The following is a 20374-nucleotide window of genomic DNA, read 5'->3' on the forward strand; positions in this document are numbered from 1 at the left end:
TGCACGTCCCTAAACGGGCGCTTGCGCTTTTATTAACTCAATCTAATTTCTCACCATTTAATACTTCCGTCATTTTTAAATAATTTCGTAATGGTAAATATTCCGGACTTTCCCAAAAATCATCTTGTTCAAGTAGAGTAACCGTATCATTCCTGGCCGCTTCAAGGGCTCGATAATCATGAACCATATCAGCAATTTTAAATTCGGGTAGACCGCTTTGTTTCCTTCCAAAAAAATCACCTGGGCCTCGCAACTCTAAATCTCTTTCGCTTAACACAAATCCATCTGTGGTTTCTGTCATGATTCTCATCCGCTCTTTTCCATTATCTGACTTAGGATCAGCTAATAAGATACAGTATGATTGTTCACTCCCTCTTCCAACTCTTCCGCGAAGCTGATGAAGCTGGGAAAGGCCAAAACGTTCTGCATCGTAGATTACCATGAGGGAAGCATTGGGAACATTCACTCCCACTTCGACCACAGTTGTAGAAACAAGTAATTGAAGCTGATTTTGGCTAAAAGCCCTCATCACATCGTCTTTTTCTTTTGCGGGTAATTTCCCATGCATTAATCCGATATTATATTTTCCATGAAAATACTGTGACAATACCTCATAAACATCGATCGCATTTTGAACATCTAGTTTATCCGATTCTTCAATGAGAGGACAAATAATATAGGCTTGCCTTCCCTTTACTAATTCTTTTTCAATAAATTCAAGGACACGGTTGATACTATTATGTTTCACCCAGTATGTTTCGACCTTTTTTCTTCCTGATGGCATTTCATTAATAATCGAGACATCCATTTCTCCAAAGACAGTGATCGCTAAGGTGCGCGGGATTGGTGTTGCTGTCATGAATAACACATCTGGTGTTTCCCCTTTTTCGCGTAAAATTCTGCGCTGTTCAACACCAAAACGATGTTGCTCATCGGTAATGACTAAGCCTAACTTCGCGAAAATAACATCATGCTGAATAAGTGCGTGCGTTCCTATGAGGATATCTATCTCACCTTTAACCAATTTGCTAAGTATTTCTTCCCGTTTTTTGCCTTTTACTGAGCTGGTTAATAATTCGATCGTAACACCAGTTTGTTGGAATAAAGAATTTAAAGAGGTAAAATGCTGTTCTGCTAAAATTTCTGTTGGCACCATCATGGCACATTGATAACCAGCCGTTACACTAGCAAAAAGTCCTATAGAAGCTACCACTGTTTTACCTGAGCCTACATCTCCTTGTAATAAACGATTCATCCGATACGATGATTTTAAATCTCGACAAATTTCATTGACTACTTTTTTCTGGGCATCCGTTAATTCAAATGGGAGGGACTGGATAAATGCTTTTAAATGTTGCAAATTATACTGTTGGGAAAGGCCTTTAGATGCCTCCCTTTTTAATTTGCGAAAGGCCTGCAGTCTTAATTGAAAAAAGAAAAATTCCTCATAAATGAGGCGGCGGCGTGCTTCTTTCACTTCAGAAAGACTTTGCGGAAAATGAATTTTTCTTAGAGCTAGTTTCCTGCTTGGCAATTTATATTTTGTTAATAAAGCTGAAGGTAGCGTCTCATTGATGAGATCTCCATAGTCTTTAAAAGCTTGTTCTATAAATCTTCGTAAAGTCTTAATCGTCATCGATCCCTTTAATGGATAGACAGGTTCAAAGTCGTTGGTATGTTCCTTTGGATTAACCTGGATATCTTGTCCGGTTATGGTCAAACGATGCTTATCCCATTTACCAGATACGATGATCGTATCTCCAATGGCGATTTTTCTCTTTAAAAAAGCGCGGTTAAAAAAAACTGCTTTAACTAAATACTGATTAATGAGTAGGTGAATCACTAATCTATTTCTCTTTCTACCATAATAAACAATCGCTGGCTCACTATGTACTTTTCCCTCGATTGTGATTTTTTCTCCATGGGCAACTTCATTTAAATCACGTAATCTAACATCTTCATATCGATAGGGGAGGTAATTGAATAAATCATCAATGGTATCAATTCCCATTTCAGAGAGAACTTCAGCCGTTTCCTCCCCGATTCCGTTTAATAATGTTGTGGATCCTTCGAGCAAATTATTCACTTTTATTGCACTCCCGATATGTTTTCTTTCTATTTCATGTTTTTATATCTTTGCAAAAGAAAAAGAAGGGTTTCCCCTTCCATTCTATAACAATTTATATCATTTTGCGTGTTTATTCTACTGAAAAAATATATGGATACAGTGGTTGTTTCCCATTGTGCACTTCTATTTCAAGATCTGGATATTGATTATGAAGGTCTCCTACTAGCTGATCCACTTCGTTCGAATTCATATCTTCCCCATAAAGAATCGTAAGAATTTCAGAATCTTCATCAAGCATTTCGTTAAGAAGAGTTTTCACTGCACTCTCCATGACTTTATTAGCCTCTACAATTACTCCATCATGGATTCCCATATAATCATCTTTTTGAATCGACAAACCATCAATCACCGTATCGCGAACAGCATACGTAATTTGTCCTGTTTTAACCTCTTTCGCAGCTTCACTCATCCCTTCCCCATTTTGTTCAAGGGAAAGTGAAGCATTAAAGGCCAATACTGCAGCTAAACCTTGAGGAACGGTCTTTGTAGGTACAACAAATACCGCTTCTTCTACCACTTCAGCCGCTTGCTCCGCCGCCATAATAATATTTTTATTATTAGGAAGAAGGAGAATTTTTTCTGCATGAGTAGATTGGATTGCCTTTACAATATCTTCCGTACTTGGATTCATCGTTTGGCCACCTTCAATGACCTTTTCAACACCTAGACTTTTGAATAGTTCAGCAATCCCTTCTCCCATTGAAACAGCGATCATGGCATACGGCTGTTTTTCCTTTTGAGTTGGGTTGTTTGTACTTTGATGTCTTTTGTCGTTTTCTATAATCGTGCTATGTTGCTCACGCATATTTTCAATTTTCATATTGATTAAGCTACCATACTTTTGGCCATAACTAAGGACTTCTCCTGGTTTTTCAGAGTGAATATGAACTTTCACAACATCATCATCTGAAATAACAAGGAGAGAATCACCAAATCGGCTTAAATCTGCTTGAAAAGTTTGTTCCGAAAATTTCTCCTTCTTAGGATCAAATTTCACCATGAATTCAGTACAATAGCCATAAACAATATCATCCGTATGTAGATATCCTTGTACACTCTGATGATGTTGTGCATTCACAAGTTCATCCATACTTGGTTCTAGGACAGGTGTATCTGGTAAAGTTTCTCCCTTTAGAGATGCTAAAAAACCTTCATATACACAAACTAATCCTTGCCCACCACTATCAACAACTCCGACCTCTTTCAAAACTGGTAATAAATCAGGAGTACGTTTTAAGGATGCTTTTGCCTCATTTAACACTGATTCCATAATGACAATGATATCTGCTTCGGATTTAGCGGTTTCGATTGCTTTTTGGGCAGAATCCTTCGCAACAGTTAGAATCGTCCCCTCTACCGGTTTCATCACTGCTTTATAAGCCGTTTCTACTCCAGCTTCAAAAGCATGCGCAAATTCTTTTGCATTTAAAATGGATTTTTGTTCGATATCTTTCGCGAACCCACGAAAAAGCTGTGATAAAATCACACCTGAATTCCCGCGCGCTCCCATTAATAGGCCTTTCGATAAGGCCATGGCTACTTTTCCAATATGGTTCTGTTTATTTTTTTGGGCTTCTTTTGAACCAGAAGTCATGGAAAGGTTCATGTTGGTTCCTGTATCCCCATCAGGTACAGGAAAAACATTTAAGGCATCGACCATCTGAGCATTGGCTCCCAAATGGTTGGCTCCTTTTTTGATCATTTCCGCAAATTGATTTCCATCCAGTGATTGTATAGACACTAGTTTTTTCCTCCTCCATTACGGGTTCAGTTCACTACACGAACCCCTTGAACATAAATATTAACAGTGTCAGCAGCAACTCCTATTGTCTGTTCAAGTGTATATTTCACTTTGGATTGTACATTATGGGCAACCTCAGATATTTTCGTTCCATAACTTACAATGATATACATATCTATGTGTAAAGCTTCTTCTTCCTGACGGACAATTATTCCGCGGGTGAAATTTTCTTTTCGTAAAATATCTGTTAGACCATCCTTAATTTGATTTTTAGAAGCCATTCCGACTATCCCATAACAATCGATCGCAGCTCCACCAGCAGTAGTCGCGATTACTTCATTGGATATATCAATATGACCGTAGCTATTTTTCAATTCTATGGACATGCAAATTCCTCCTTAGTTGGTCGAAATCCCCCACATCATACATACTCTTTTCTAAAACGCACTCACAACATAGATAACAATATCTTACTATAATGGCAGCTTTTTTTAAAGCATTGCTTGTTTTTGAATATCCATATTTCAAAAAAATTCAGCTTCACCACCAAACGACTAATAAGAATGATTGCAATCAGCATATTTCTATGGTAAATTATTTAAGTGTCTGAGGAAACTTGAAGGAATGAACGAATGAATAGTCTGACTTCAGTGACAGGAGGGAATACAGAATGGCAAAGCAATGTGTTGTTACAGGTCGTAAAACAAGATCTGGGAATAAACGTTCACACGCAATGAATGCGAATAAACGTACATGGAAAGCAAATCTTCATAAAGTGAGAATCCTTGTAGACGGTAAACCTAAACGTGTGTGGGTTTCTGCAAGAGCACTTAAATCCGGTAAAGTTGAACGTGTATAATATAGTTATTTGTGACCTGCGTCTTGCATGCGGGACTAATCAAAAAAGCGCCCATAATGGACGCTTTTTTGTTTGTGATTTACTTTAACAGATTCAGGAATTAGTTCATCTATAAGGGTCAGCGGCTTACCCCTTTTTAAAGGCTCCAAGCATGGCCCTTACAATTCCACCCAAAAATTTTGGAAGTTTAATCGTATAAAATCTCACTTCATTCCCTCCTAACCTAGAAAATGCCCACATTTACTCTTGATCATTATATACAATGTTTATAAATAGGTACTTACTCTTAATCATTACTTCTTATCATCATTAATATGCCTTTTTCAAATGAAAAAGTACCAGTTTTTTGTATAAGTTCATTGCTTATACATAAAGAGGAAGTAAAATCAATATTTTGATCAATAAGTGGGTATTTAAAACCGGATAGGGATAAGCTGTTAACTTCCATGCTTAGTGGAATGAAAGAAACGTATTTTTTATTTTTGTCCCAATATATTTGATGCTTCCCAGGATAAAAAATAGCTAATTCATTTTGCAAGTCAATGATTTCAATTGGATCTGAATGAGGCTGCTGATACTTTACTAACATAAACGCATTGGCTAAAAAATGATCCAATCTTCCCCCGGTTGCCCCAAAAATTTTGATGCTAGCAGGTGCTTGACTTGTTGCCCAGATTAAAGCTAATTCCATATCTGTTTCATCTTTTTCAGGCTGATGAATGTCCAATTCATTCACACTTTGTTGAATGATTTTCCACTCCTCTGCAGAGACAGAGTCAAAATCACCGATCGCGATGGTTGGATTGATGTTATGTTTTAATAAATAATAAACGCCGCGATCCACACCAACCCAAAGTGTATTCTCATCATCCATTAAGGTAAGATTCGGTATGTGTTGGATTGGGCCGCCGGCGACAATATTTATTCTTTTTTTACTCATTGCCGATACTAGAGCGGAGTTCTTGAATGGCTAAACTTCGATCCGTACGTCCAAAAATCGCCGAACCTGCTACGAAAACATTCGCTCCAGCTTCTTTACAGAGTTTTGCCGTTTTCGTATCAATCCCACCATCAACTTCAATATCGATCTCTAAATTCTTAGCTTGGATCATCCTTTTAATTTCTCTTATTTTCGGTAATACCGCATGAATAAAGGTCTGTCCTCCAAAACCAGGATTCACCGTCATTAATAAAACCATATCGATTTCTTCCAAGATATTTTCAATCGCCGAAACGGGTGTAGCGGGGTTTAGCACAACACCAGTCTTAACACCTAATTTTTTAATTTCTTGAAGGGTTCGGTGAATATGTTTATCTGCTTCCACATGAATGGTGATGAAATCTGCTCCTGCTTGCGCAAATTCATGGATATATCGTTCAGGATGTTCAATCATTAAATGAACATCCAATGGTAAATTTGTTACTTTCTTCACAGCATCTACAATTAGAGGTCCCATCGTAATATTCGGAACAAAATGACCGTCCATTATATCAATATGGATGTAATCCGCTCCCGCTGCCTCTACTTCTTTAATTTCTTCTCCTAATTTCGTAAAATCTGCCGATAATATGGAGGGTGCAATTTTCATAACATTAATACCTCGGCTTTCTATCTTTAATTTCCGCTAAAAATTGTAAATAATGCTGATAACGTTCGCCAGAAATTTCTCCTGTCTTTACTGCAGATTTAACCGCACAATGTAGCTCATTATCATGAAGGCATCCGCGGAATTTACAGTCGTTGCCTTTCTCTCTTAATTCAGGGAAAGTCCAGGCTAGGTCTTCAATGTCTAATTCATTAAACTCCAATGAGCTAAATCCAGGCGTATCTGCAATTAAACCATGATCAATTGGAATGAATTCAACATGTCTTGTCGTATGCCGACCACGGCCTAGGTGAGTCGAGATCTCACTTGTTTTCAACTCCAAACCAGGTTGCAAAGCATTTAACAATGAGGTTTTCCCCACTCCTGATTGCCCGGCAAACACACTCGTATGATTCCCAATAATAGAACGAAATTGTTCAATCCCTTCCGTCGTATGGGAGGATAAGAAAATCACTTCATATCCAATTCGTTCATAAACAGAAAGGCGCTCTTTCAACGTTTTTATTTCTTCTTCTAGTAAGAGATCCATCTTCGTAATGCAAATGAGAGGGATTATCTGATGGAACTCAATCAAGACAAGAAAGCGATCAAGTAAAACCGGATTAAAATCCGGTTCTTTTGCAGAAAAAATCAAGATCGCCTGATCAATATTCGCGATCTGTGGCCGCATCAATTCATTCTTCCTTGGTTTGATTTCCATTATATATCCTTCTTTGTCATTTTCCGCTTGATAAACGACATGATCTCCAACGAGAGGGGTAATTTTATTTTTTCTAAAAACTCCCCTGCCCCGACATTGAATAATTTGCCCATTGTCTTCAACGTAGTAAAATCCACTTAAAGCTTTTATAATTGTTCCTTCTGACATGTCACCTTTCCTTTCATTTTAGAGATCTTTTAGTCTCCCGGATATGGTACATCATCTTCCTTAATGACAGTATTTCCGCGCATGACCTTATAACTTGCTGTGCTTCCTTTTTCTATTCTAAATGTTACCTCTCTTACAGTTGTTTCAGTAATGGTGAAGGTATCAGCTGGAACAGACATATTGTTATCCATATCTTGAATCAATATCTTAATTTCTTGAGGAGGATTCTCCTTCTTTTCTTCTTGCTCTTGCTCCTGTTCCTCTTCCTCTTCTTCATCAACGTTTTCTTCTTCATTAGCTGAAGGATCATATGGGATGGTGATTTCTTTTGTTACCTCTTTAAAAGGAATTTCTTCTTGACCTTTTGAAATTACAACCTTTACTTTATCCCCTTTAGAAAGTTCTGTTCCTTTTTCAGGATCCTGCGATATAACAGATCCTTCAGGCACGGAATCATCATATTCCTCGGCAGACATATCAATATCTAATCCAGTTGAATCTTCGTAATCCTCTAAGCCCTTTCGGTTATAACCAGCTAAATCTTTTAGGGTAATTTGTTCCTCGCCTCTGCTGACAACAAAATGGACAGACTCTTCATCTGGAACAACTTCTGTGTTGGGGCTAGGGGTTTGCTCAATAATTGTACCTGCCGGGGAATCATCATATACTTCCTCTTTTTGAATATTATTAACGTCAAACCCTAGTTTTTCCAATAAATCCTTCGCATCTTCAAATAATTCGCCTGTATAATCAGAGAAAGCTACCTTTTCTTTCCCTGTACTTATATATATCACAACAGTATGGCCCTTTTTGACAGGTTTTCCTGCCTTCGGATCTGTTTTGACTACTTTTCCTTCGTCAACCTCTTCGCTAGACATCTCTATCGGGTCACCTATTTTCAATCCTTTATCAACAAGTGCTGTAACGGCGTCATCATATTCTTCTCCCTTTAGGTCAGGGATTTCAACCGTTTGGGCAGCACGAATCGCTGGTAAAATAAACATCGAAAAGACAAAGAGTAATATCAATAAAGCTGTAATGCTCCCCGCAACCCACGGCCATTTTTTGCGTTTTTTCTTTTTCGGACTAGGTTTTGCATCCTTTTTCGGATCCTTTTTTGGAACTTCTTTGGTTTGTCCGTTATTTGGATGTGGAATCGTTTTGTTGTTCATCGTTACAAGGTCATCTTCAGAGATAATCGGAATCGCCTTCGTTGCTTCATGGTCTTCTGGAATGGTAAACTTGGGCTCATTTATTCGATCAGGATCCAATGCTGTATCTAAATTTGCTTCCATTTCTTCCGCACTCTCGTAACGCTGGAAAGGATCTTTCGTCGTTGCTTTTAACACGATATTTTCGACACTTTGAGGAATCGTTGGGTTCCATCGTCTTGGAGAAGGTGTATCTGATTGCAGATGTTTTAGTGCAATCGAGATAGCAGATTCTCCAAAAAAAGGCAATCGACCTGTTAAAAGTTCGAACATCACAATCCCTAAGGAATAAATGTCAGATTTTTTTGTCGCCATCCCCCCTCTTGCTTGTTCCGGTGATAAATAATGCACAGATCCTAAAACGGCATTTGTCTGAGTAATCGAAGTGGCACTTAACGCCATCGCGATGCCAAAATCGGTAATCATGACGTGACCGTTATGATCAATTAATATATTTTGTGGTTTTATATCTCTGTGCACAATATGATTCTGATGGGCATGAGCAACCGCTGAAGTCAGTTGTTTCATAATATCGATTGTTTTTTCAATGTCAATCGGATGATAACTTTGAATATATTCTTTTAAGGTCATCCCATCAACAAATTCCATGACAATATAATAGATATCATCTTCTTCTCCGACATCATAAATGCTTACGATATTTTCGTGGGTTAAGCTTGTCGCTGATTGTGCTTCCCTTTGAAATCGACGAATAAATTCATCTTCATTGGCAAAATCTAATCGTAATATTTTAATGGCCACATCACGATCAAGAATCATATCATGAGCCAAATAAACATTGGCCATACCGCCCCCGCCGATTAATCGGATCACTTTATAACGGCCGCTGACTCTTCTTCCTATTAACATTAATTCTTGCACCTGCTTTCAGCTTGTGCTTCAAAAATGGCAACGGAAATATTATCTTCTCCACCGTAATGATTAGCTAAATCGATAAGTTTTTTTGCCTTCTGGTCAAGCTCCATTTCGTTTTCGATAATTTCCTGCATTTCAGCTACTGAAAGCTTGTTGGATAGTCCATCCGAACAAAGTAAAAGTTTATCATTTTCTTCTAGTGTAATGGTTAAAATATCCATATCTGTTTCCGGTTCCGTTCCCATTGCTTTTAGCAACATATTTTTTCTTGGATGAAACTCCGCATCTTCTGCCGAAATTTCTCCTGCTTTCACAAGTTCATTTACAAGTGAATGATCTTCCGTTAATTGTTTAAATCCATTTTCATTATGTAAATAGCAGCGACTATCCCCTATATTGACGATTGTCGCAAACCCATCTAAACACAACGCAGCAACCAAAGTGGTTCCCATTCCTTCGCATTCGGGGTGTAACTGAGAATGTTCAAAGATTTTTTTATTCACGTGTTCTACTTGAGTTCGAACCCACTGCTCAGCCATTTCAGGTGAAGTAAAGCTTTCCGTGTTTTCCCATAGTTCCCCTAAGCTTGACACGGCTATTTCACTAGCAACTTCCCCAGCATTATGCCCACCCATTCCATCTGCCACCACAGCAAGATAATGGTTAGCGGAATTTAAAAAAATCCCCCCACTATCTTCATTAAGTTTTCGTATTTTTCCCTGATCTGTTTTAAAAATCGCATCCATATTCTCTTCTCCTCTTTAAGCTACTCGCTTATCTTTAAGGGTTAGAATCATCCTTACTGATCCTTCTTTTTAAAAGCAGCAATAAAAAAGCCATCACCACCAAAGTCTTGTGGTAGAATTTGAATCTTATTCGCTTTTGGATCAACTAGATGAGCTAGACTATCGGGTAAATGAATGTCATGTGGTGTAAAATTTTCTTGCTGTCGTAAAAATTCATTCACAGTCTCGAGGTTTTCTTCAAGATCAACTGTACAGGTACTATAGATCAGCAGGCCACTCTTTTTTACCAATTTTGCAGATTCGGTTAAAATTTCTAATTGCACATGACTCAACGCGGCAATATCTTGGATCGTTTTAGAATATTTTATATCCGGTTTACGTCGTAAAACCCCTAAACCAGAACAAGGAGCATCCACCAAAACACGATCGAAAGATTCTAGCTGTAACACTTCACTTGTAGTTCTACTATCTATCACTCTCGCTTCTATATTATGAAGCCCTATGCGTGCTGCATTTTCATTTATGAGCTTTACTTTATGAGCATGAAGATCAAGTGCGACAACCTTTCCAGTCCCCTGTAGTTTTTCTGCAATATGGCCTGTTTTCCCTCCCGGTGCTGCACAAGCGTCAAGCACAGTGAAATCAGGGGATATTTCCAATGCATAGGCAACAACCATAGAACTTTCATCTTGAATACTAAGCAAACCAGATTCATACGCTTGCGAATGAGCAATATTTCCTCTTAACACCCTAATCCCTTCAGGGATAATCGGACTTGGTTGAACGTCAAAACCCTCTTCCTTTAATAAAGAGACGACCTCACTCGTTGTTATCCTATGCGTATTCACTCTGGCGGTTTGAACAGGTGGTAAAAGATTATATTCGCACATTGCTTTTGTTTTTTCCCAACCGAATTGCTTATTCCACCTTTGTACTAACCATAAAGGATGGCTTGTCTCAACCGAAAGTCGTTCTACTGGATCAACAATGGCGGTAAGAGATGGCAATCCCTGTCTTTGCACCTGTCTTAAAATTCCATTCACAAAACTGGAAATTCCTTTATGTCCACGCCTTTTGGCAATTTCAACAGCTTCAAATAGAATGGCCCGATCAGGAATTTTATCTAAATAAACCATTTGGTATATAGATAGGCGCAGTAAATTTAATACCCAGTGATCAGGTCGCTTACGCAAAAAAGGCTGAAGATAATAATCTAACGTTAATTTACGTTGAATGGTTCCATAAACCAACTCAGTAAGCAATCCAATATCAGGGCCTGTTATTTTTTCTTTTTGAATGACTTGGTTTAATAATAAATTACTGTAAGATTGCTGTTTATCAATCAACTCCAATATATGAAGCGCGGCTTCTCGGACAGATTTTTTCTTTTTATTCATTATTTTGCCCCAATCGGTCGCCAAGTTTGATGGTCGAGCCTGTTCCATGTAAAAATTGTTCAGTCGTCATTTTCTTTTTACCTGCAGGCTGTACCTCTAATATTTTTATCCCTGTTTCATTATTGGTTGAAACGATAAAACTGTCTTTTTCCATTTGTACTATGGTACCTGGGGAAGCTTGTTTGGAGATTTTCACCTTTTCCGCTCGCCATATTTTTAATGTTTTTCCTGACCAAATAGTATAAGCTACTGGCCATGGACTTAACCCCCTGATTTGGTTATAAATCGTTTCGCCTGTTTCATTCCAATTAATTTTTTCTTGTTCCCTCTTAATATTTGACGCAAAAGTAGCAAATTGGTGATCCTGAGGGACTGGTTTTATTTTCCCCGCTAATAGATCAGGGATCGTTTCGGAAAGTAATTTAGCTCCAACTAAACTAAGCTTATTATGTAGACTTCCAACATCATCATTCTCTTCAATTGGTACTTCAACTTGCGTAAGAATATCGCCGGCATCTAATTGTTTCACCATATACATAATGGTAATACCCGTTTTTTCTTTTCCTTGTAATAATGCATAGTGGATAGGCGCTCCCCCTCTTAACTCAGGAAGTAACGAAGCATGCACATTAATACAACCAAATTTCGGACCCTCTAATAAAGATTCCGGAAGTATTTGGCCATAAGCGGCTGTTACCAATAAATCAGGTTTCAAATCTAAAATTTTCTTGACTTCCGCCTCATCACGAACCTTCTCTGGCTGTAATACAGGAATGCCATGCCGTTCTGCCTCTAGTTTGACGGGCGGAGCCGTTAACTTTTTTTTACGACCAACTGGACGATCTGGTTGTGTCACAACTCCTACGACTTCATATTGATCCTCCACTAGCTTTCTTAGAATCGGAACTGAAAAATCAGGTGTCCCCATGAAAACAATTCTTGTCATCTCTCTCACTACTTTCTGATACTTATCTATTTTAGGCCAACAGGGTGCGGAACGCCGCTAAACAGGCGCTCTCCGCTTTTCTTTGGCTAGCTACAGCGCCTAGCGACTAGCAAACTTTCGGTGTTACATCATGTTATAAGGATTAACATCAATAGAAATTGTCAAACCTTCTTTGTTGTATTGTTGCTGGTAATGTTCTAGCAGTTTTTTTAAAGTCGATATCAACTTCGGTTCATGTTTGTATTTTATCAAACATTGATAACGATATCTATCATTGATTCGTGGAATGGGAGAGGCAGCAGGTCCTAATATGACCGCCTGCTCTGAGAGATTAGCATGAATAAATTTCGCCATCTTCTCTGTAGCAGATATAACTTCCATTAAATCTTCATGACTGACAGTTACTAATGATAAATAAAAAAAAGGCGGATAAGAACCCATTTTTCGAAGGATCATTTCTCGCTGATAGAATTGATCATAGTTTTGTTGCCCTGCAAGCTCCACACTATAGTGCTCAGGAGTATACGTTTGGATGACAACTTCGCCTGTTAATTCATGTCTCCCTGCCCTTCCACTTACTTGTGTAAGTAATTGAAAAGTTTTTTCCGCCGCTCTAAAGTCAGGCAAATGAAGCATTGTATCTGCACTTAACACACCAACAAGTGTAATATTGGGAAAATCCAGCCCTTTTGCAATCATTTGCGTCCCTAACAGGATATCCGCTCGTCCTGATTTAAATTGATCAAGCAGCTTTTCATGGGCCCCTTTTCTTGATGTTGTATCAACATCCATTCGAATGATCCTCGCCTCAGGTAACACTTTATTCAATTCTTCCTCTACCTTCTGGGTTCCAGTTCCAAAGTAACGAATATGTTGACTCATGCATTCAGGACATTTATCGGGAACCCCTGTCGTAAATCCACAATAATGACATTTCATCTCATTCGAAAAACGATGAAAGGTTAAGGAAATATCACAATGTGGACATTGCATCACATATCCACAATCGCGACAAAGTAAAAAAGATGAATGCCCTCTTCTATTTAAGAATAAAATCGTTTGTTCTTGCTTTTCTAAACGATCTTTTATTTTTTCAAATAGCTCTACAGAGAACACCGAGCGATTGCCACTTCTCATTTCCTCGCGCATATCCACGATCGAAACAGCTGGTAGAGCCATATCATTCATCCGTTTTGATAATGTTAATAGATGGTAAACGCCTTTTTGCGCTCTAGCAAAAGATTCAAGCGAAGGGGTTGCACTCCCCAAAATAACCGGACAATGATGATGTTTCGCCCTTTTTATTGCGACATCACGAGCATGATAGCGCGGCTGCTCCTCTTGCTTATAACTTGTTTCATGTTCTTCATCGATAATGATAATTCCGATATTTTCCAAGGGGGCAAAAATAGCAGAGCGAGCTCCAACAACCACTTTCGCTTCTTTTCTTTGTATCTTGCGCCATTCATCATATTTTTCACCTAAAGACAATCCACTATGGAGAACAGCGACATCATCCCCGAATCTCCCTTTGAAGCGGTCTACCATTTGCGGGGTTAAAGATATTTCTGGTACTAAAACAATCGCTTCTTTTCCTTTTTCTAATACTTTTTGGATCGATTGCAAATAAATTTCCGTCTTCCCACTTCCTGTTACACCGTACAATAAGAATGTTTGATACTCATTTGCTTCAATTCGGGATAAAACAGGGGTGATTGCTTTTTTTTGTTCCTCTGTCAAAGCCAAAGGCAAAGTACGTTCAAATTCTTTATGTGCAAATGGATCCCGATATACTTCATCTTGACTTTTTTGTAGTATACCTTTTTTGACGAAGGCTTGAATCGCCGTAGAAGAAGTCCCACTAAACTCGATTAACTGTTGTGTCGTAAAATTTTCCTTCAGGTGCTTTAAAAGAAATAAAATGAGTTTCCTCTGAGCAGTCGCATTCGCCCTTATTTCATTTTGATGGGCCGTCAACTCATTTTCAGTCAAAAAAGTAGTGTAAACATTTACCGTCTTTTTTTTAGCTCGGTCTTTTATATCATAAATAACCTCTGCATTTCCCCGATTTATTTGCTCGCGTAATTTGGGAAGAATTTCTCTATGTTCAGCTTCTTTCCAAGTTATTTCTTCTTTGTTCAAAAAAAGCGATTCTAACTCCGGATTAGATTCTGAATTGGTTCGGCGGATATATTTCTCGTATTTTGCTTTCATCGCTGCAGGAAGCATGGCATGAAAGGCAGATATTTTAAACGAAAGTGTTTCATTTGCAATCCACTGTCCTAATGCTAGTAACTCATTATTTAGAACAGGTGTTAAATCCAATAGCCCGCTAATTTCTTTCAGTTTCTTAAAACTACTTTCCGTTTTTACATCCATTACAAAGCCTTGAATAAACCGAGGACCAAATGGAACAGCTACTCTCATTCCTGGTTCAACGACATTCAGCCATTTTTCAGGTATTAAATAATCAAAGACCTTATCTGTTCCAAGAGCCGGAACATCGACAATGACTTCAGCAATCATTTATGATCTTCCTCTGTCCTATTTTTCACGATTTCTTCTAAGATTCGTTTTGCGGTTTCATTTTTACTTAATAAAGGTAATTTCTTTGGTCTGTGATTTTTTTGCACAATTGTGACGATATTTGTATCTGCTGAGAAACCAGCTCCTTTTGCCGTAAGATCATTGGCGATGATCATATCTGCATTCTTTCTTTCTAGTTTGCCGTAAGCATGTTCTTCGAGCTTTTCCGTTTCAGCAGCAAAGCCAACAAGATACTGATGTTCTTTTCGTTTTCCTAATTCCATTAATATATCCTTTGTTCTTTCAAATTCTAAAATGAGATTGCCGTCTTTTTTCTTTATTTTTTGCTGGGAAGTTTGTTTTGGACGATAATCGGCCACAGCTGCACTTTTTATCACAATATCGGCAGAAGGAAAGTATTTTAACACTTGCTCATACATATTCTCTGCCGTTTCAATCGAGATACATTTCACACCCGTTGGTACGGGTAATGTGCTTGGACCAGAAATTAATACTACTTCCGCCCCCATTTTCTCTGCTTCTTCTGCTAGTGCATAGCCCATTTTTCCTGAAGAGTGATTCGTTAAATAACGCACAGGATCAATCTTTTCTTTAGTTGGCCCCGCAGTAATGAGAACTTTCTTGCCTTTAAGTGGCTGTTCTGGTTCAGAAAAATGCTGATCAATGTAGTCTACAATCGTTTCAGGTTCCTCTAATCTCCCTTTCCCGACATAACCACAAGCTAGATATCCATCACCAGGTTCAATAAAACGATGACCAAATTGATGTAATGTATCAATATTTTTTTTCACAGCTGGATGATCATACATATGCACATTCATTGCTGGCGCAATCCACACGGGAGCTGTCGTGGCAAGTAAAGTCGTGGAAACCATATCATCCGCTAAACCATGGGCTAATTTTGCAAGCATATTGGCTGTTGCCGGTGCAATTAAACATAAATCTGCCCAATCAGCTAAGTCTATATGAGCAATCACCTCGGGATTATTTTCAATAAAAGTATCTGTGTAAACCTCATTTCGAGATAAGGCTTGAAAAGTTAGGGGTGATACAAAATTCGTAGCTGATTTTGTCATCATTACTTTAACGGAATAACCCGATTGAACAAGCTTGCTTGTTAGTGCGGCTGCTTTATAACAAGCAATACCACCTGTCACACCTAATAAAATATTTTTCTTCATTTTATACATCCCCATTTATAATTTGACTACTAGTATGTATAACCAGAACTAAAAGCGCAAGCGACTATTACAAGGATAAACGAATAAGGGCGCGACAACAATCGCCACGCCATCCTGACCTACTCCTGTAGACCTATAGAAAAGACAACCATATCTTTATAGGTTGTCTGTTTCAAAAACCCCATATTAAATATCTTTTACTTTCAAAGCTCCTGAATAAATTTCTTCCAAAGCTTTTCCTACAAACTTATGTGATTCGTAATTCTCCATTAACGGATGCGATTTTTCCTGTAAACGACGAGCCCTGCTGGCGGAAACCGTCACAAGAGAATATTTAGAATCAATAACATTTAACAACTTATCAATAGATGGATATAGCATTATTTTCCAACCTCCAACATTTTAATATACTTTTCTGCGATTCGTTCAGTTCGATAATGTTCAGCTTGAACAATTGCATTAATACGATCAACCGCTTTTTCAACATCATCATTTTCTACAATATAATCATATAAGCTCATCAATTCAATTTCTCGGCGAGCGGCTTCCATACGATTACGAATAAGTTCCACCGATTCAGTGCCTCTCCCGACAATCCGGCTTTGAAGTTCATTTAAACTTGGAGGCATTAAAAATATAAATAACCCATCAGGAATTTTTTCTCGTACTTGTTTAGCCCCTTGAACTTCGATCTCTAGAAAAACATCTTTTCCAGAGTTTAATGTGTCGTTCACATAATCCAAAGGGGTACCGTAATAATTCCCCACATATTCAGCATATTCCAAGAGTTTTCCATCTCGAATCATCTGTCTAAATTCTTCCTTGCTCTTAAAAAAATAATCGACTCCATCTATTTCACCTTCGCGAGGAGTTCTAGTTGTGGCCGAAATGGAATACTCAAATTGAGCATCGGGACGCGAAAATACAGCTTTTCTTACTGTGCCTTTTCCGACTCCTGATGGACCGGAAAGAACAATCAATAACCCCTTTTCTTTCATGTTGTTCCTACCCTTCTTCATTCTCATCCTTGCCAAACAACCGCTGAGCAACGGTTTCAGGCTGGACAGCTGAAAGAATTACATGTTCACTGTCCATAATAATTACTCCCCTAGTTCTTCTTCCATAAGTAGCATCAATTAATGTTGCACGATCTCGTGCATCCTGAATGATACGCTTTATGGGAGCAGACTCGGGTCTTACAATCGAAATAATTCGATTGGCTGAGACAATATTTCCAAAGCCAATATTTAAAAGCTTGGTTTGCATAATGCTCCTCCAGTCAACTATCGGTTTTTTTGTACATTTATATACATTTATACATGGATATAGTCCTGAATTAAAAAAGGTAATAGAACCTTGTCTATTACCAGCCTCTTTAAAATTATATCACAATTTATTTCTTTTTTCTTATAATAAAACTTCCCGCGAGTAAAAAAGTTGGTAAGGCACTCATCACTGCAATTAATAACCAGTCCATACCTATAATCGGAACAGTATGGAAAATGGGTTGTAAAGCAGGAATATAAATGACACAGATTGTCAATGCAAAGGAGAAGAGCACGGATAATACTAGATATTTATTTTCAAAAGGGTTTCTTGTAAATACAGACACTTCGCTCCGACAATCAAATACATGAATGAGCTGTGCCATAATTAACGTAGCAAAGGCAACGGTTTGTGCATAAGCGAGATTAGCAGGATCGCGCTGATAGATAAACATAAATGCTAAAAGGGTCGAGATTCCTATTAAGAATCCTCGGGAAATGATCTTCCAGCCTAATCTTCTAGCAAATACCCCCTCATTAACGGGACGCGGCTTCCTCTTCATCACATCGTCCTCTGGCTGATCTAATCCCAATGCCATCGCTGGTAATCCATCTGTTACTAAGTTTACCCATAATATCTGAATGGGCACAAGGGGTAGGGGCATGGACATCAGCATCGCAAAAAGCATAACGAGGATTTCCCCTACATTCGATGCTAATAAATAACGGATAAACTTTCTAATATTTTCATAAATATTTCGCCCTTCATGGATCGCCGATTTTATGGTTGCAAAATTGTCATCCATCAAGATCAATGAGGAGGCTTCCTTCGCAACGTCTGTGCCAGTGATTCCCATCGCAATCCCGATATCTGCTGACTTGATCGCAGGTGCATCGTTGATACCATCCCCTGTCATCGCGACAATATGTCCATTACTCTGTAAAGCTTTTACGATTTTTAATTTATGTTCGGGTGTAACTCGAGCAAAAACAGCGACATTTTCTACCACTTTTTCTAATTCTTCCACCGTTAGTTGATTCAGCTTTTGCCCATCCATGACTAAGTCATTCTTCCCGAGAATACCTAATTGTTCCGCGATCGCACAGGCTGTTGCTTGATGATCCCCTGTAATCATGATTGTCTTTATTCCGGCTTGCTTACATTCTGCTACTGCCGCCTTTACTTCAGGGCGTGGCGGATCAATCATACCTTGTAAGCCAATGAAGGTTAAATCCTTTTCAATCTCCTGTTCATCTTGAGGATACACATTTCCATGAAATGGTTTAAAAGCAATCGCAATCGTTCGTAAAGCTTGTTCTGCGAGTCGTTGTACGGTCGCCTGAATTTCTTCCCCTATCTCCCCACTAAGCATTCGCTTTTTTTGTTCCCATAAAATCGATTCACATTTATCGGCTAAAACATCTGGCGCCCCTTTTGTGATGACAAATTGCTTTCCATTTTCATCCTTAACAATGACACTCATCATTTTTCTTGCGGAATCAAATGGATATTCTTTTTGAATGGTGAATTGCTTTAATAATGAATCACGGTGGATATTCGCTTTCACGGCCGACATTAGGAGTGCTCCCTCAGTCGGATCTCCATCTACAATGACTTTTCCATCCTTCATCATCAGTTCCGCATGGTTACAAAGAACGCCGAATGTTAGTAATTGTTTAATCGCCTTCTCATTCCCAGGGTTGATCTTTTGCTCATTATAGTAAAAATGTTCATGATCTTCCCCTTCAAGTTGATACGTTTTTCCCCCACTCCAAATACGTGTTACAGTCATTTTGTTTTGTGTCATCGTTCCTGTTTTATCTGAACAAATCACAGAGGCACAACCTAATGTCTCAACGGCTGGTAATTTACGCACGATCGCTTTTTTGCGAATCATTCTCTGAACGCCTAATGATAAAGCAACCGTCACAATGGCAGGTAATCCTTCCGGTATGGCGGCGACTGCAAGTGATACTCCTGCTAGGAACATTGTAAAGACATCATGTCCATGAATAATTCCAACAACAACAACAAGCAGTGTTAAAGCCAAAGCAACCGTAATTAAAATTTTACCTAATTGTTGCAACCGTCTTTGCAGAGGAGTTGTCATCACGGTTGCTGTTTGAATCATGTGGGCAATTTCCCCCATTGCCGTTTTCATTCCAGTTGCTGTCACAATCCCCATCCCATTACCACTTGTAACCAATGTACCTTTAAAAGCCATGTTGTTTAGGTCACCGAGATTTGGATTCGTGTCTTGAATGACATCTGTATGTTTCGTAGAAGGGATAGATTCTCCTGTTAGAGCTGATTCCTCTATTTGTAAATTATTCGCTTGGAGAAGACGCAAATCAGCCCCTATTCGATCGCCACTTGAAAATCGTAATATATCTCCAGGTACCACATCTCGGGAATTAATTTTCACCCATTGTCCTTCTCGTAATACAGATACCTGCGGGGCTGAAAGGTTTTTTAAAGCTTCTAAAGATTTCTCCGCCCTTCTTTCTTGGACAAACCCTAAAATGCCGTTTAAAAAAACAATCGCCATAATGGTAATCGCATCGATATACTCACCGAGAATACCTGAAATAAGTGTTGCCCCAAGTAAAACAAGGACCATAAAATCTTTGAATTGACTAAAGAATAATAAGATTGCTGATTGCTTTTCCCCTTCAGATAATTCGTTCCATCCGAATTTCTTTCTTTTTGTTTCAACCGCTTTATTCGTCAGCCCCTGTTCAATGCTTGTGTTTAAAGATGCTTCCACTTCTTTTTCTTGCATTTCATAAAACTGCATGCCCCTCACCTCATCACTCTCTTTCACTTAACATACAGAAGTTGTCCATGTAATAGCATGCTTATTCAGTTGGAGTAGATTTCATGATATAATTTTGCCTAAGAGGATGTTCAAAAAGTCCGGTAAAAATGACACTGCGAATTTCTTCGTTGGCTTGCTTCTCCGCTGCTCATGTATCTAAATGCATACATTCCGCTGCTCGAA

The 20374-nt window shown here is 38.6% G+C and carries 18 protein-coding genes; 1 reads left to right on the forward strand and 17 read right to left on the reverse strand.

Going from position 1 to position 20374, the window contains the following annotated elements:
• Window positions 1-37 precede the first annotated feature (37 nt).
• The 3 genes from recG to KI363_RS09240 all read right to left on the reverse strand — a co-directional run bounded on the left by recG (window position 38) and on the right by KI363_RS09240 (window position 4255).
• Complete coding sequence (gene recG / locus KI363_RS09230; RefSeq protein WP_212966176.1) at window positions 38-2086, reverse strand: ATP-dependent DNA helicase RecG; 2049 nt, start codon at window positions 2084-2086, stop codon at window positions 38-40.
• Window positions 2087-2198: 112 nt separating this feature from the next.
• Window positions 2199-3869 carry a DAK2 domain-containing protein gene (gene fakA, locus KI363_RS09235; protein WP_158320407.1) on the reverse strand — a complete coding sequence of 557 codons (1671 nt, stop codon included), beginning with the start codon at window positions 3867-3869 and terminating at the stop codon, window positions 2199-2201.
• 26 nt (window positions 3870-3895) lie between these two features.
• Complete coding sequence (locus KI363_RS09240; protein WP_158320408.1) at window positions 3896-4255, reverse strand: Asp23/Gls24 family envelope stress response protein; 360 nt, start codon at window positions 4253-4255, stop codon at window positions 3896-3898.
• 284 nt (window positions 4256-4539) lie between these two features.
• Between KI363_RS09240 and rpmB the strand changes: the two genes are divergently transcribed.
• Window positions 4540-4728 carry a 50S ribosomal protein L28 gene (gene rpmB / locus KI363_RS09245; protein WP_057986722.1) on the forward strand — a complete coding sequence of 63 codons (189 nt, stop codon included), beginning with the start codon at window positions 4540-4542 and terminating at the stop codon, window positions 4726-4728.
• Between the two features lie 126 nt (window positions 4729-4854).
• Here the strand turns inward: rpmB and spoVM are convergent, their stop codons facing one another.
• From spoVM to KI363_RS09315, 14 genes are all read right to left on the reverse strand, one after another.
• Window positions 4855-4935, reverse strand: a complete 81-nt coding sequence (gene spoVM, locus KI363_RS09250; RefSeq protein ID WP_057986724.1) for a stage V sporulation protein SpoVM — start codon at window positions 4933-4935, stop codon at window positions 4855-4857.
• Between the two features lie 79 nt (window positions 4936-5014).
• Complete coding sequence (locus KI363_RS09255; protein ID WP_158320409.1) at window positions 5015-5668, reverse strand: thiamine diphosphokinase; 654 nt, start codon at window positions 5666-5668, stop codon at window positions 5015-5017.
• The gene (gene rpe / locus KI363_RS09260; protein WP_158320410.1) at window positions 5661-6317 is read right to left on the reverse strand and encodes a ribulose-phosphate 3-epimerase; all 657 of its coding nucleotides are present in this window, start codon (window positions 6315-6317) and stop codon (window positions 5661-5663) included. The genes KI363_RS09255 and rpe overlap by 8 nt, the downstream gene beginning before the upstream one ends.
• 4 nt (window positions 6318-6321) lie before the next feature.
• The gene (gene rsgA / locus KI363_RS09265) at window positions 6322-7203 is read right to left on the reverse strand and encodes a ribosome small subunit-dependent GTPase A (protein WP_212966177.1); all 882 of its coding nucleotides are present in this window, start codon (window positions 7201-7203) and stop codon (window positions 6322-6324) included.
• 29 nt (window positions 7204-7232) lie between these two features.
• Window positions 7233-9284: a Stk1 family PASTA domain-containing Ser/Thr kinase gene (pknB, locus tag KI363_RS09270; RefSeq protein ID WP_158320412.1), complete on the reverse strand. Its 2052-nt coding sequence runs from the start codon at window positions 9282-9284 to the stop codon at window positions 7233-7235.
• Entirely contained in the window at window positions 9284-10036 is a 753-nt protein-coding gene (locus KI363_RS09275) for a Stp1/IreP family PP2C-type Ser/Thr phosphatase (protein ID WP_158320413.1), read from the reverse strand. Before KI363_RS09275 ends, pknB begins: the two co-directional genes overlap by 1 nt.
• Window positions 10037-10089: 53 nt before the next feature.
• Window positions 10090-11433: a 16S rRNA (cytosine(967)-C(5))-methyltransferase RsmB gene (gene rsmB, locus KI363_RS09280; RefSeq protein WP_158320414.1), complete on the reverse strand. Its 1344-nt coding sequence runs from the start codon at window positions 11431-11433 to the stop codon at window positions 10090-10092.
• Window positions 11426-12379 (reverse strand): methionyl-tRNA formyltransferase, encoded by a 954-nt coding sequence (fmt, locus tag KI363_RS09285; protein ID WP_158320415.1) that lies wholly within the window; start codon window positions 12377-12379, stop codon window positions 11426-11428. The genes rsmB and fmt overlap by 8 nt, the downstream gene beginning before the upstream one ends.
• A gap of 123 nt (window positions 12380-12502) precedes the next feature.
• Window positions 12503-14905 carry a primosomal protein N' gene (gene priA, locus KI363_RS09290; protein ID WP_158320416.1) on the reverse strand — a complete coding sequence of 801 codons (2403 nt, stop codon included), beginning with the start codon at window positions 14903-14905 and terminating at the stop codon, window positions 12503-12505.
• Window positions 14902-16107: a bifunctional phosphopantothenoylcysteine decarboxylase/phosphopantothenate--cysteine ligase CoaBC gene (gene coaBC, locus KI363_RS09295; RefSeq protein ID WP_373306764.1), complete on the reverse strand. Its 1206-nt coding sequence runs from the start codon at window positions 16105-16107 to the stop codon at window positions 14902-14904. Before coaBC ends, priA begins: the two co-directional genes overlap by 4 nt.
• Window positions 16108-16293: 186 nt before the next feature.
• The gene (rpoZ, locus tag KI363_RS09300; protein WP_158320417.1) at window positions 16294-16488 is read right to left on the reverse strand and encodes a DNA-directed RNA polymerase subunit omega; all 195 of its coding nucleotides are present in this window, start codon (window positions 16486-16488) and stop codon (window positions 16294-16296) included.
• On the reverse strand, window positions 16488-17105 hold the full coding sequence (gene gmk / locus KI363_RS09305) for a guanylate kinase (protein ID WP_158320418.1): 618 nt from the start codon (window positions 17103-17105) through the stop codon (window positions 16488-16490). The genes rpoZ and gmk overlap by 1 nt, the downstream gene beginning before the upstream one ends.
• Window positions 17106-17112: 7 nt before the next feature.
• Complete coding sequence (gene remA / locus KI363_RS09310; protein WP_158320419.1) at window positions 17113-17373, reverse strand: extracellular matrix/biofilm regulator RemA; 261 nt, start codon at window positions 17371-17373, stop codon at window positions 17113-17115.
• Window positions 17374-17500: 127 nt separating this feature from the next.
• Complete coding sequence (locus tag KI363_RS09315) at window positions 17501-20170, reverse strand: calcium-translocating P-type ATPase, SERCA-type (protein WP_158320420.1); 2670 nt, start codon at window positions 20168-20170, stop codon at window positions 17501-17503.
• Between the last annotated feature and the right edge of the window lie 204 nt (window positions 20171-20374).

The organism is Lederbergia ruris (assembly GCF_018332955.1).
Classification (GTDB): Bacteria; Bacillota; Bacilli; order Bacillales; family Bacillaceae_C; genus Lederbergia; species Lederbergia ruris.

Bases quoted from the DNA above. Each gene is read 5' to 3' on its own strand.
- KI363_RS09275 (WP_158320413.1), bottom strand. From the start codon at position 10,036: ATGGATGCGATTTTTAAAACAGATCAGGGAAAAATACGAAAACTTAAT.
- rpmB (WP_057986722.1), top strand. From the start codon at position 4,540: ATGGCAAAGCAATGTGTTGTTACAGGTCGTAAAACAAGATCTGGGAAT.
- KI363_RS09240 (WP_158320408.1), bottom strand. From the start codon at position 4,255: ATGTCCATAGAATTGAAAAATAGCTACGGTCATATTGATATATCCAAT.
- priA (WP_158320416.1), bottom strand. From the start codon at position 14,905: ATGATTGCTGAAGTCATTGTCGATGTTCCGGCTCTTGGAACAGATAAG.
- gmk (WP_158320418.1), bottom strand. From the start codon at position 17,105: ATGAAAGAAAAGGGGTTATTGATTGTTCTTTCCGGTCCATCAGGAGTC.
- rpoZ (WP_158320417.1), bottom strand. From the start codon at position 16,488: ATGCTATATCCATCTATTGATAAGTTGTTAAATGTTATTGATTCTAAA.
- pknB (WP_158320412.1), bottom strand. From the start codon at position 9,284: ATGTTAATAGGAAGAAGAGTCAGCGGCCGTTATAAAGTGATCCGATTA.
- fmt (WP_158320415.1), bottom strand. From the start codon at position 12,379: ATGACAAGAATTGTTTTCATGGGGACACCTGATTTTTCAGTTCCGATT.
- rsmB (WP_158320414.1), bottom strand. From the start codon at position 11,433: ATGAATAAAAAGAAAAAATCTGTCCGAGAAGCCGCGCTTCATATATTG.
- KI363_RS09255 (WP_158320409.1), bottom strand. From the start codon at position 5,668: ATGAGTAAAAAAAGAATAAATATTGTCGCCGGCGGCCCAATCCAACAC.
- coaBC (WP_373306764.1), bottom strand. From the start codon at position 16,107: ATGAAGAAAAATATTTTATTAGGTGTGACAGGTGGTATTGCTTGTTAT.
- remA (WP_158320419.1), bottom strand. From the start codon at position 17,373: ATGCAAACCAAGCTTTTAAATATTGGCTTTGGAAATATTGTCTCAGCC.
- KI363_RS09315 (WP_158320420.1), bottom strand. From the start codon at position 20,170: ATGCAGTTTTATGAAATGCAAGAAAAAGAAGTGGAAGCATCTTTAAAC.
- rsgA (WP_212966177.1), bottom strand. From the start codon at position 7,203: ATGTCAGAAGGAACAATTATAAAAGCTTTAAGTGGATTTTACTACGTT.
- rpe (WP_158320410.1), bottom strand. From the start codon at position 6,317: ATGAAAATTGCACCCTCCATATTATCGGCAGATTTTACGAAATTAGGA.